Origin of the sequence: Enterobacter sp. 120016, from assembly GCF_018383635.1 — a bacterium.
GTDB lineage: Bacteria > Pseudomonadota > Gammaproteobacteria > Enterobacterales > Enterobacteriaceae > Enterobacter > Enterobacter asburiae_D.
The window spans coordinates 1-12,451 of the sequence record NZ_JAHAWC010000014.1 but is presented as its reverse complement, the minus strand read 5'-3'; the positions used below and the strand labels follow the sequence as shown (position 1 = coordinate 12,451).

Below are 12,451 nucleotides of genomic sequence, written 5' to 3'. Positions count from 1 at the left end.
GGGCTTTTTTTTTAGAAGTCCACCGGGGCTTTAAACGTCATCGCGTTACCGAAGGCCGGATGAGTGATGGTGAGCGTCTGCGCGTGCAGCTGCAGACGTGGCGCTAAGGCCAGCGCTTCAGGCGGCGCGTAGAAGCGGTCGCCCAGAATCGGATGACCCAGGGCGAGCATATGCACGCGCAGCTGGTGTGAACGTCCGGTAATCGGCTTAAGCAGGACGCGCGCGGTATTATCCGGCGCGTACTCCAGCACTTCATACTCGGTCTGCGCGGCCTTGCCGGTTTCATAACACACCTTCTGCTTTGGCCGGTTCGGCCAGTCGCAGATCAGCGGTAAATCCACCAGCCCTTCCGCCTGCGCGGGGTGGCCCCAGACGCGGGCGATATACTGCTTTTTCGGCTCGCGCTCGCGGAACTGGCGCTTTAATTCGCGTTCCGCGGCTTTATTCAGCGCCACCACAATCACGCCGCTGGTGGCCATATCAAGGCGATGGACGGACTCCGCCTGCGGATAATCGCGCTGAATGCGCGTCATCACGCTGTCTTTGTGTTCGTCCAGACGCCCCGGCACGGACAACAGGCCGCTGGGCTTGTTGACCACCATAATGTGTTCATCCTGATACAGAATGACCAGCCAGGGATCCTGCGGCGGATTGTAAGGCTCTATCACCATTTTGCGCTCCGTTTACTGATGCGTCACAACGATAAGACGCAGGGCATCCAGACGCCAGCTCGCCTGATTCAGGCTTTCCAGCACCTGCTGACGGTTGCTTTCAATCGCCGCTAGCTCGTCGTCACGGATGTTCGGGTTAACGGCTTTTAACGCTTCCAGACGGGATAGCTCCGCAGACAGTTTGTCGTCGGCTTCGCTGCGCGCGGCGTCAATCAGCGCTCTGGCCGCTTTTTCAATCTGGGTTTCACCCAGTTGCAGAATAGCGTGCACGTCCTGCTGTACCGCGTTCACCAGCTTGCTGCCCGTATGGCGGTTTACCGCGCTCAGCTGTCGGTTGAAACTCTCGAATTCAACCTGTCCCGCCAGGTTCGTGCCGTTTTTGTCCAGCAGCAGGCGGACGGGCGTTGGCGGCAGGAAGCGGGTGAGCTGCAGCTGTTTCGGCGCCTGCGCTTCCACAACGTAGATCAGCTCCACCAGCAGGGTGCCCACCGGCAGCGCCTTGTTTTTCAACAGGGAGATGGTGCTGCTGCCGGTATCGCCGGACAGGATCAAGTCCAGACCGTTGCGGATCAGCGGGTGTTCCCAGGTGATAAACTGGGCATCTTCGCGGGACAGCGCCACATCACGCTCAAAGGTGATGGTACAGCCATCTTCCGGCAGTCCCGGGAAATCCGGAACCAGCATGTGATCGGACGGGGTCAGGACAATCAGGTTCTCGCCACGGTCGTCCTGGTTGATGCCGACGATGTCGAACAGGTTCATGGAGAAGCCGATCAGACTGGTGTCATCATCTTGTTCTTCAATGCTGTCGGCAAGCGCCTGCGCTTTTTCACCGCCGTTGGAGTGGATCTCCAGCAGGCGGTCGCGGCCCTGCTCCAGCTGCGCCTTCAGCGCATCGTGCTTCTCACGGCAGGACTTGATCAGCTCATCAAACCCTTCCACGTTTTCCGGTGCGGCCAGGTAGCCGATCAGATCGCCATGCACCCGATCGTAAATGGTGCGGCCCGTCGGGCAGGTGTGTTCAAACGCGTCCAGACCTTCGTGGAACCAGCGCACCAGCACGGACTGGGCGGTTTTTTCCAGGTAAGGAACGTGGATCTGAATATCATGCGCCTGACCGATACGATCCAGACGGCCGATACGCTGCTCCAGCAGATCCGGGTTAAACGGCAGATCGAACATCACCAGGTTGCTGGCGAACTGGAAGTTACGGCCTTCAGAGCCAATTTCCGAGCACAGCAGAACCTGTGCGCCGCTGTCCTCTTCCCCGAACCACGCCGCGGCGCGGTCGCGCTCGACGATGGACATGCCTTCGTGGAACACGGCGGCACGAATACCTTCGCGCTCGCGCAGGACCTGCTCCAGCTGCAGCGCGGTGGCCGCTTTGGCGCAGATCACCAGCACTTTCTGGGAGCGGTGCGCGGTCAGGTAGCCCATCAGCCACTCCACGCGCGGATCGAAGTTCCACCAGGTGCCGGTATCGCCTTCAAATTCCTGGTAGATTTGTTCCGGATAAAGCATGTCGCGGGCGCGCTCTTCCTGGGTTTTGCGCGCACCCATAATGCCGGAGACTTTAATCGCCGTCTGATACTGCGTCGGCAGCGGCAGCTTGATGGTGTGCAGCTCGCGTTTCGGGAAGCCTTTGACGCCGTTACGGGTGTTTCGGAACAGCACGCGGCTGGTGCCGTGGCGGTCCATCAGCATGTCGATCAGCTCTTTACGCGCGGATTCCGCGTTGTCGCTCTCGCTGTTCGCAGCCTGCAAAAGCGGCTCGATGTCCTGCTCGCCAATCAGATCGCTCAGGGTGTTGAGTTCGTCATTTGAAAGACGCTTGCCCGCCAGCAGCATAGCGACGGCATCCGCGACCGGACGGTAGTTATTCTGTTCCTCCACGAACTGCTCAAAGTCGTGGAAACGGTTTGGATCGAGCAGGCGCAAGCGGGCGAAGTGGCTTTCCAGGCCCAGCTGCTCCGGCGTTGCGGTCAGCAGCAGAACGCCAGGCACGCGCTCGGCAAGCTGCTCGATAGCCATGTATTCGCGGCTCGGCGCGTCTTCGCTCCAGACCAGATGGTGCGCTTCGTCAACGACCATAATGTCCCACTCGGCATCGCACAGGTGCTCAAGGCGCTGCTTGCTGCGGCGCACGAAGTCCAGGGAGCAAATGACCAGCTGTTCGGTTTCAAACGGGTTGTCGGCGTCGTGCTGCGCTTCGGCATAGCGTTCGTCATCGAACAGGGAGAAACGCAGGTTAAAGCGGCGCAGCATCTCAACCAGCCACTGGTGCTGCAGGGTTTCTGGCACCACAATCAGCACGCGTTCGGCAGCGCCGGAAAGCAGCTGCTGGTGCAGGATCATGCCCGCTTCGATGGTTTTACCCAGACCCACTTCATCTGCCAGCAGCACGCGCGGCGCGTGGCGACGGCCCACGTCATGGGCGATGTTCAGCTGGTGGGGGATCAGGCTGGTGCGCTGGCCGCGCAGGCCGCTCCACGGCATGCGGTACTGTTCACTCTGGAACTTACGCGCGCGATAGCGCAGGGAGAAGCGATCCATACGGTCGATTTGCCCGGCAAACAGGCGGTCCTGCGGCTTACTGAACACCAGCTTGCTGTCGAGCAGCACTTCACGCAGGATGACATTGGCCTCGTCGGTGTCCAGGCGAGTCCCGATGTAGGCGAGCAGTCCATTCTCTTCTTTTACGTCTTCAATCTTGAGCTGCCAGCCGTCATGGCTGGTCACGGTGTCACCCGGATTAAACATCACGCGGGTTACAGGGGAGTCATTGCGAGCGTACAGACGGTTTTCACCGGTGGCTGGGAAGAGGAGGGTAACCATACGCGTATCGATTGCTACGACGGTTCCTAATCCAAGTTCGCTTTCTGTATCGCTGATCCAGCGTTGACCAAGTGTAAAAGGCATAGTTGTTCGGCTCTAATCTTTAATTGCAGGCAATAGTTCGACCCCCGTCAAAAAAGACGGTCATCGAAAAATGGGTCCGGGAATGGAAAGGGCGCTATGGTACTGGATGGCAGCCATTTCGTCACGCGTCAAAATAGGCCAAGTTGCCCTGTCGCTAGTGTAGCAAAATCATCGTCGATGAAGGGCAAAATTCCGTCGGCAACCGGCTGAAGCTGACGCGTCAGATAGTGTTCGTAATCCAGAGGAGAATGCTGATAATCCACGGGTTCCGGGCCGCTAGTGGTCCAGACGTATTTGATGGTTCCCCGGTTTTGATACTGCGGCGCGCGGCCACGGCGTACGTTTTCTTCATCCGCCAGACGCGCGGCGCGTACGTGAGGAGGAACGTTACGCTGGTACTCCGCCAGCGGGCGGCGCAGGCGCTTGCGGTACACCAGCTGCGCGTCAAGTTCGCCCGCCATCAGGCTGGCTATCGTCTCACGCACGTAGTCCTGATATGGCTCATTGCGGAACACCCGCAGATAGAGCGTCTGCTGGAACTGCTGCGCCAGCGGCGTCCAGTCGGTACGCACCGTTTCCAGCCCTTTAAAAACCATCCTCTGCGCATCGCCTTCCTGAATCAGCCCGGCATAGCGCTTCTTGCTGCCCTGATCGGTACCGCGAATGGTGGGCATTAAAAAGCGGGCGAAATGGGTTTCAAATTCCAGCTCCAGCGCGCTGGTTAACCGCTCTTTCTGCAAATGTTCCTGCCACCAGTCGTTCACGAAGGCGACCAGCGCTTTGCCGATTTGCGCGGCGTCGTCTTCTGAATGCGTGCCCTTAAGCCACACAAAGGTGGAGTCCGTGTCGCCGTAGATGACGTCATAGCCCCGGGATTCAATCAGCGCTTTAGTCTGGCGCATAATCTCGTGCCCGCGCATGGTGATCGAGGAGGCCAGACGCGGGTCAAAGAAGCGGCAGGCGCTGGTGCCCAGCACGCCGTAAAAGGCGTTCATGATGATTTTCAGCGCCTGAGAAAGGGGTTTGTTACCGTGGCGCTTGGCCTCGTCGCGGCCGTTCCAGATGTTTCCCACGATTTCAGGCAGGCAGTGTTTTTGTCGCGAGAAGCGTGCGCCGAGGAAGCCTTCGGTGCTGTGCTCATCATCCGGCTGGGCCATACCCTCAACCAGCCCGACGGGATCGATCAGGAAGGTGCGGATAATCGACGGGTACAGGCTTTTGTAATCCAGGACCAGAACGGAGTCATACAATCCTGGTCGGGAGTCCATGACGTAGCCGCCGGGGCTGGCCTGCGGCGGCACGTCCCCAAGGTTGGGGGCGACATATCCCACGCGGTGCATGCGGGGAATATAAAGATGGCCGAACGCGGCTACCGAACCGCCGTGCCTGTCGACAGCCAGTCCGTTCACCGTCGCGCGCTCCAGCAAGAACGGCATGATCTCGGTTTTGTGGAATATCTGCGTGACCAGCTCGCAGTCTTTCAGGTTATAGGTGGCGAGCGCGGGTTTATCTTCGTTAAAGCGCCGGTCGATCTCGTCCATTCTGTCCCATGGATTGTCGATGGATTTGCCTTCGCCAAGCAGCTCCTGCGCGACGGCTTCGAGGGAGAATGAAGAGAAGTTCCAGAAGGCGGATTTTAGCGCCTCTATGCCGTCGATAATCAGGCGACCGTTAGCCTGCGCAAAGAAAACGCCGTTCTTAAAACCGTGTTCGCGCCATTCCAGCTCGCTGTTTCCGCGCCCCAGCATCAGCGGGATGCGGTAGCGCTCGGCGTGCTTTTGCAGCACGCGCAGGTCGAATTGCACCACGTTCCAGCCGATCAGAACATCGGGATTGTAGTCGGCAAACCACTGGTTAAGCTTCTCCAGCAGCTGTGGGCGGCTGTTGACGTACTCAAGCCGGAAATCCAGCGCGGTAGCATCACCATTCGGCGGCCCAAGCATGTAGACGACCCGATCGCCGCAGCCTTCCAGGCCAATGCAGTACAGCTCGCCGTGGCGGGTGGTTTCGATATCCAGCGATACCCACTTCAGCGGTGGGCGATAGTGTGGGTTAGGCTTCAGGCGCGCGTTAACGACGCCGCCGTTTTGTTCGATGCCATCCACCCAGACGGGGGCGGTGATGAACCGCTCCATCAGAAAGCGTTCCGGTGGGCGGATATCCGCTTCGTAGAGCGTCACGCCCGCCTCGCGGAGCAGTTTTTCATAGCGCATCAGCTGTCGATGGGCGCGGCAGTAGAGGCCGTAAACCGGCTGGCGGTGGAAATCTTTCAGTTCAAGCGGGGTGATGCGCCAGCCGTTTTCGCCGCGCAGCAGCTGCTTCACCTTCTCGACGTGGGCTTCAGGAATAAAGGCCACGGATTCCTGCGGGGGCAGCGTAACGTGCAGCGGGCCGTTGTCCGTCGCCAGCCAGAACGCGACCTCGGTGCCCTGAGGGGTATCCCGCCAGTGTCGGGTCAGTAAAAAACCTTCTTGCGCCTGCGCCACGCCGTTATCCCATAAAACAAAACCAGGCCTGATTATAGCCTGGTTAAGGTGGGTTTGCTGGGGTTTTATACAGTGCCTGTTTTGCCGGATGGCGCTGCGCTTATCCGGCCTACAGGCTACTGCCCGTAATACGCCTTCGCGCCGTGCTTGCGCAGGTAATGCTTATCCAGCAGGGTTTGCTGCATGTCCGGCAGCTGCGGCGTCAGCTGTCGGCAGAAGATCCCCATATAGGCGACCTCTTCCAGCACGATGGCGTTATGCACCGCGTCTTCTGCGTTTTTCCCCCAGGCGAACGGGCCGTGGGAATGGACCAGCACGCCGGGCATTTGCGCCGCGTCGATCCCGTGTTTTTCAAAGGTTTCAACAATCACGTTACCCGTTTCCCACTCGTACTCACCGTTAATCTCCGCATCGGTCATCAGACGCGTGCAGGGAATGGTGCCGTAAAAGTAGTCCGCGTGGGTGGTGCCGGTCGCCGGGATGGACTGGCCCGCCTGCGCCCAGATGGTGGCGTGGCGCGAATGGGTATGCACAATGCCGCCGATGGTCGGGAATGAGCGGTATAGCAGTCGGTGAGTCGGGGTATCGGAGGAGGGTTTTTTGTTGCCTTCCACCACTTCGCCGGTCTCGAGGCTGACAACGACCATATCGTCTGCGTTCATCACCGTGTAATCCACGCCGGAAGGCTTAATCACGAACACGCCTTTTTCCCGGTCAACGGCGCTGACGTTGCCCCAGGTCAGGGTCACCAGATTATGTTTCGGCAGCGCCAGGTTGGCTTCGAGCACCTGACGTTTGAGATCTTCTAACATCGTTATCTCCCTGCCCGGTGAGCGTAGCGTCACCGGGCATTCCGTACTTAGCGTTTTGAACCGTAATAGACTTCGTTCCAGCGCAGCGCGTCTTTGAAGGCGGGCAGGCGCGTGTCGTTATCAATCACGGTCAGTTCGATGTCGTGCAGCTCGGCGAACTGACGCATGTCGTTGAGATCCAGCGCGTGGCTGAACACCGTATGGTGCGCGCCGCCGGCCAGGATCCAGGCCTCTGAGGCGGTTGGCAGGTCAGGCTGCGCTTTCCACAGGGCGTTGGCGACCGGCAGTTTCGGCAGGGAGTGCGGCGTTTCAACCGCATCGACGCAGTTCACCAGCAGGCGGAAACGATCGCCCAGGTCGATCAGGCTGGCGTTGATGGCCGGGCCCGTACGGGTGTTGAAGATCAGCCGCGCCGGATCGGCTTTACCGCCGATGCCGAGATACTGCACGTCGAGGATCGGTTTCTCTTCGACGGCGATTGTCGGACACACTTCCAGCATGTGGGAGCCGAGCACCAGGTCATTGCCGTTTTCGAAGTGGTAGGTGTAGTCCTCCATAAAGGAGGTGCCGCCCTGCAGACCGGTCGACATCACCTTCATGATGCGAAGCAGAGCGGCAGTTTTCCAGTCGCCCTCGCCCGCAAAGCCATAGCCCTGCTGCATCAGACGCTGTACCGCCAGGCCCGGCAGCTGTTTCAGGCCGTGGAGGTCTTCAAAGGTGGTGGTAAAGGCGTGGAAGCCGCCCTGTTCCAGGAAGCGCTTCATGCCCAGCTCGATGCGCGCCGCGTCCAGCACGTTCTGGCGCTTGTCGCCGTTGATTTGTGCCGCAGGAGTCAGGCGGTAGCTGCTTTCGTACTCGTCCACCAGCGCGCTCACGTCGCCGTCGCTGATTTCATTCACCACCTGCACCAGGTCGCCCACGGCCCAGGTATTCACGGAGAAGCCGAACTTGATCTGCGCGGCCACTTTGTCGCCGTCGGTGACCGCCACTTCACGCATGTTGTCGCCGAAACGCACCACTTTCAGGTGGCGGGTGTCCTGCTTAGAGACCGCCTGGCGCATCCATGAGCCGATACGTTGTTGCGCCTTGCCATCCTGCCAGTGGCCGGTGACCACCGCGTGCTGCTGACGCATACGCGCGCCGATAAAGCCGAACTCGCGGCCGCCGTGCGCGGTCTGGTTCAGGTTCATAAAGTCCATGTCGATGCTGTCCCACGGCAGGGAGGCGTTGAACTGGGTATGGAACTGCAGCAGCGGTTTGTTGAGGATAGACAGACCGTTGATCCACATTTTTGCTGGCGAGAAGGTGTGCAGCCACACCACCAGACCGGCGCATTTATCGTCGTAGTTGGCGTCGCGGCAGATGTGGGTAATTTCGTCAGGCGTGGTGCCCAGCGGTTTTAGCACCAGTTTGCACGGCAGTTTAGCTTCCGCGTTCAGCGCGTTAACGACGTGCTCCGCGTGTTTCGTCACCTGCTGCAGCGCTTCCGGTCCGTACAGATGCTGGCTGCCAATCACAAACCACACTTCATAATTATTAAAAATGGTCATCATCGTGTCCTTAATGGGTCAGGGTTGCCGTAGTGTCCGCGGTGCTTTTGGCTGGGGCGGCGACAGGGAGATAGTGAAGTTCGGCGCTTTTTGCCCATTGCTGGTAGCGCTGATAAAGCTGTTCAAAGCGTTGTGCCTGCTGGGCGCGCGGCTGAAGCGTGTTTTCGACGGCGCTCGCCATATGCTGCTGCGCGGTCGGAATGTCGGCGTGAACGCCTGCCGCCACGGCGGCGAAAATCGCCGCGCCCAGCGCGCAGCACTGATCGGAGGCCACAATCTGCAGCGGACGGTTCAGCACGTCGCAGCAGGCCTGCATGATCACCGGGTTTTTACGGGCGATGCCGCCCAGCGCCATCACGTTGTTCACGTCGATGCCCTGCTCGGTGAAGCACTCCATAATGGCGCGGGCACCGAAGGCCGTTGCGGCAATCAGACCGCCGAACAGCGCAGGCGCGTCGGTCGCCAGGTTGAGATCGGCGATCGCCCCTTTCAGACGCTGGTTGGCAAACGGCGTGCGGCGCCCGTTAAACCAGTCCAGCACCACCGGCAGGTGTTCGAGAGACGGATTTTTTGCCCAGGCTTCGGTGAGCTGTGGCAGAAGCTGCTTTTTGCTCTCGGCGATCTGGGTTTTCAGTTCAGGATGCGCCGCCGCCAGCCGATCCAGCGGCCAGCCGAGCACGCGACCAAACCAGGCGTAGATATCGCCAAACGCGGACTGACCGGCTTCGAGGCCGATGAAGTCCGGCACCACGCTGCCGTCCACCTGGCCGCAGATGCCTTTCACCGCGCGGTCGCCGACGGTGGCTTTATCCGCCGTCAGGATGTCGCAGGTGGAGGTGCCGATAACTTTGACCAGCGTGTTTGGCTGCGCGCCCGCGCCCACGGCGCCCATATGGCAGTCAAAGGCGCCGCCTGAGATGGCCACGTTTTGCGGAAGCCCCAGGCGTTTTGCCCACTCTTCGCAGAGGGTGCCGACCGGAATATCGGCAGTGAAGGTGTCGGTAAACAGCGGGTACGTCAGGCTCTTGTTGAGGATCGGGTCGAGCTCATCGAAGAACGCGGCCGGAGGCAGGCCGCCCCAGCTTTCATGCCACAGGGATTTATGCCCGGCGCTGCAGCGACCGCGGCGGATATCCTGCGGGCGCGTGGTGCCGGAGAGCAGGGCAGGCACCCAGTCGCACAGCTCAACCCATGACGCCGCAGCCTGTGCGACGGCGGCGTCGGCACGGGTGACGTGGAGGATCTTGGCCCAGAACCATTCGCTGGAATAAATCCCGCCGATGTAGCGCGAGTAGTCTGTTTTGCCCGGCTGATGGCACAGGTGCGTAATGGCTTCAGCCTCTTCCACGGCGGTATGGTCTTTCCACAGCACGAACATGGCGTTCGGGTTGTCGGCGAACTCCGGGCGCAGCGCCAGCACGCGGCCTTCGGCATCCACGGGGGCTGGCGTGGAGCCGGTGCTGTCGACGCCGATGCCGACAATCTCAGCCCGCTGGGCGTCAGTCAGTTCAGCCAGGACGGTTTTGATCGCCGCTTCCATCGACTCGATATAGTCACGCGGGTGGTGGCGGAACTGGTTGTTCGGCGCATCACAGTAGCGCCCCTCTTGCCAGCGCGGGTACCACTCAACGCTGGTTGCTATCTCCTGGCCGGACGTACAGTCCACTGCCAGCGCGCGAACTGAATCGCTGCCAAAATCGAGGCCAATCGCAATTGCCATGGTGTTGCTCCATCGAAAAAACAGGTATGGAAGAACATTAGAGACTGGGGACAAAAGTCGTCAGGCAGGATCCGCTAATCTTATGGACTAAATTGCTGTTACAACGGAAAGTGTGACGCCGTGCAAATATTCAATGTGGACATTTCTGCCGCACTTATAGACACTTTTGTTACTGGTTATCTGCCTGCTCTGGCGGAGAAATCAGGGGGAAAGGCTGAAACATGGCGGACGTAAAAGCGGCGTGATGCTTTTTGGATCTTTTCGCGGGCCATTTTTAAGCTGCTTTTAGTGATATGGACAATTGGTTTCCTTCAGGACCCTTGGGAGAACTGAATCTATGGCCGAAACGCAAAACGATCCCCTGCTGCCGGGATACTCGTTTAACGCGCACCTTGTGGCGGGACTGACCCCTATCGAGGCTGAGGGATATCTCGACTTTTACGTCGACCGACCGCTCGGGATGAAAGGGTATATCCTCAACCTGACCGTGCGGGGGGAAGGGATCATCAAGAACGGCGACCAGCAGTTTGTCTGCCGCCCCGGCGATATCCTGCTGTTCCCGCCGGGGGAGATCCACCACTATGGCCGTCATCCGGATGCCAAAGAGTGGTATCACCAGTGGGTCTACTTCCGTCCGCGCGCCTACTGGCAGGAGTGGCTTTCCTGGCCAGCTATTTTTGCGCACACCGGTTTTTATCGTCCGGATGAGGTTCATCTGGCGCAGTTTCGCGAGCTTTTTGCGCAGATTATTGAGGCGGGACAGGCCGGTGGGCGCTACGCTGAACTGCTGGCGATTAACCTGCTCGAACAGCTGCTGCTGCGACGAATGGAGGCGATTAACGAGTCGCTTAACCCGCCGCTGGATAACCGCGTGCGCGACGCCTGCCAGTACATCAGCGACCACCTGGCCGATAGCCAGTTTGATATTGCCAGCGTTGCTCAGCACGTCTGCCTGTCGCCGTCGCGGCTGTCGCATCTGTTCCGCCAGCAGCTGGGCGTCAGCGTATTGAGCTGGCGCGAGGATCAGCGCATCAGCCAGGCGAAGCTGCTGCTCAGCACCACCCGGATGCCGATCGCCACAGTGGGGCGCAACGTGGGCTTTGAGGATCAGCTCTATTTCTCCCGGGTATTTAAAAAATGTACCGGAGCCAGCCCGAGTGAATTCCGCGCAGGATGTGAATAAACGGTAAAAAAAGATAAACAAACAGGTGAATGCAGAAAGCAACCTGTAAACTATTCAGACAATTGTTGCCTTGACGCGGTGCGGGGCGCTAAGCAGAATCGCTGATTCGTTTTCTGACCGGAATAGTTATGCAGGCATTGCTGGAACACTTTATTACCCAGTCCGTTATGTACTCGCTCATCGCCGTGGCGCTGGTGGCGTTTCTGGAATCGCTGGCCCTGGTTGGGTTGATCCTGCCCGGCACCGTGATGATGGCAGGGCTTGGGGCGCTGATTGGCAGCGGCGAGGTTAATTTCTGGCAGGCGTGGCTGGCCGGGATTATCGGCTGCCTGCTGGGCGACTGGATCTCCTTCTGGCTGGGCTGGCGCTTTAAGAAGCCGTTGCACCGCTGGTCGTTCATGAAAAAGAACAAAGCCCTGCTGGATAAAACCGAGCATGCGCTGCATCAGCACAGCATGTTTACCATCCTCGTCGGCCGTTTTGTCGGGCCAACGCGTCCGCTGGTGCCGATGGTGGCGGGGATGCTGGATCTGCCCGTCGCGAAATTCGTGGTGCCGAACATTATCGGCTGCGTCTTCTGGCCACCGTTCTACTTCCTGCCGGGGATCCTCGCGGGTGCTGCGATTGATATTCCTGACGGTATGCAAAGCGGCGAGTTTAAATGGCTGCTGCTGGGCACGGCTGTGCTGCTGTGGCTGGCGGCATGGCTCTGCTGGCGGCTGTGGCGCAGTGGGAAAGCGAATATCGATCGCCTGACGCGCTACCTCCCGCGTACTCGTCTGCTCTGGCTGGCCCCGCTGACGCTGGGTGTGGCCGTGGTAGCCCTGGTCGCGCTGATTCGTCACCCGCTGATGCCGGTGTACGGCGAGATTTTATTAAAAGTGGTCAGCCGTTAAGGACTTTTTCCCTCTCCCTGTGGGAGAGGGTCAGGGCGAGGGCATCAGACCGCACAAGGTAAAAGCAAAACGGCAACCAGAGTTGCCGTTTTTGATGTTTGTACCCTCTCCCCGTGGGAGTGTACAGTCCGGGGACATGGTAGACAGGTGTTCGGGGACATGGTGAACACTTTTTAACATCCTTTACCCATGGTGATCGACTTTTTCTTCAGGT

8 protein-coding genes are annotated in these 12,451 nt (G+C 59.4%); 2 read left to right on the top strand and 6 right to left on the bottom strand.

Annotated features, from left to right (window positions below; genetic code table 11):
• Positions 1 to 11: 11 nt before the first annotated feature.
• From rluA to araB, 6 genes are all read right to left on the bottom strand, one after another.
• The gene (rluA, locus tag KIF87_RS17625) at positions 12 to 671 is read right to left on the bottom strand and encodes a bifunctional tRNA pseudouridine(32) synthase/23S rRNA pseudouridine(746) synthase RluA (protein ID WP_213329864.1); all 660 of its coding nucleotides are present in this window, start codon (positions 669 to 671) and stop codon (positions 12 to 14) included.
• 12 nt (positions 672 to 683) lie between these two features.
• Positions 684 to 3,590, bottom strand: coding sequence for an RNA polymerase-associated protein RapA (gene rapA, locus KIF87_RS17620; protein ID WP_213329862.1), 2,907 nt, complete (start codon positions 3,588 to 3,590; stop codon positions 684 to 686).
• 128 nt (positions 3,591 to 3,718) lie between these two features.
• Complete coding sequence (polB, locus tag KIF87_RS17615) at positions 3,719 to 6,076, bottom strand: DNA polymerase II (RefSeq protein ID WP_213329860.1); 2,358 nt, start codon at positions 6,074 to 6,076, stop codon at positions 3,719 to 3,721.
• Positions 6,077 to 6,192: 116 nt separating this feature from the next.
• A complete protein-coding gene (gene araD, locus KIF87_RS17610) occupies positions 6,193 to 6,888 on the bottom strand; it encodes an L-ribulose-5-phosphate 4-epimerase (protein ID WP_213329858.1) in 696 nt (231 codons plus the stop codon).
• A gap of 47 nt (positions 6,889 to 6,935) precedes the next feature.
• A complete protein-coding gene (gene araA / locus KIF87_RS17605) occupies positions 6,936 to 8,438 on the bottom strand; it encodes an L-arabinose isomerase (RefSeq protein WP_023310371.1) in 1,503 nt (500 codons plus the stop codon).
• Between the two features lie 10 nt (positions 8,439 to 8,448).
• A complete protein-coding gene (araB, locus tag KIF87_RS17600; RefSeq protein WP_213329856.1) occupies positions 8,449 to 10,158 on the bottom strand; it encodes a ribulokinase in 1,710 nt (569 codons plus the stop codon).
• Between the two features lie 337 nt (positions 10,159 to 10,495).
• Between araB and araC the strand changes: the two genes are divergently transcribed.
• Together araC and KIF87_RS17590 are read left to right on the top strand one after the other, a co-directional pair.
• A complete protein-coding gene (gene araC / locus KIF87_RS17595) occupies positions 10,496 to 11,341 on the top strand; it encodes an arabinose operon transcriptional regulator AraC (RefSeq protein ID WP_023310373.1) in 846 nt (281 codons plus the stop codon).
• Positions 11,342 to 11,469: 128 nt separating this feature from the next.
• Positions 11,470 to 12,237, top strand: a complete 768-nt coding sequence (locus KIF87_RS17590) for a DedA family protein (protein WP_032660723.1) — start codon at positions 11,470 to 11,472, stop codon at positions 12,235 to 12,237.
• Positions 12,238 to 12,451 lie beyond the last annotated feature (214 nt).

Bases quoted from the DNA above. Each gene is read 5' to 3' on its own strand.
- araC (WP_023310373.1), top strand. From the start codon at position 10,496: ATGGCCGAAACGCAAAACGATCCCCTGCTGCCGGGATACTCGTTTAAC.
- rluA (WP_213329864.1), bottom strand. From the start codon at position 671: ATGGTGATAGAGCCTTACAATCCGCCGCAGGATCCCTGGCTGGTCATT.
- araA (WP_023310371.1), bottom strand. From the start codon at position 8,438: ATGACCATTTTTAATAATTATGAAGTGTGGTTTGTGATTGGCAGCCAG.
- KIF87_RS17590 (WP_032660723.1), top strand. From the start codon at position 11,470: ATGCAGGCATTGCTGGAACACTTTATTACCCAGTCCGTTATGTACTCG.
- araD (WP_213329858.1), bottom strand. From the start codon at position 6,888: ATGTTAGAAGATCTCAAACGTCAGGTGCTCGAAGCCAACCTGGCGCTG.
- rapA (WP_213329862.1), bottom strand. From the start codon at position 3,590: ATGCCTTTTACACTTGGTCAACGCTGGATCAGCGATACAGAAAGCGAA.
- araB (WP_213329856.1), bottom strand. From the start codon at position 10,158: ATGGCAATTGCGATTGGCCTCGATTTTGGCAGCGATTCAGTTCGCGCG.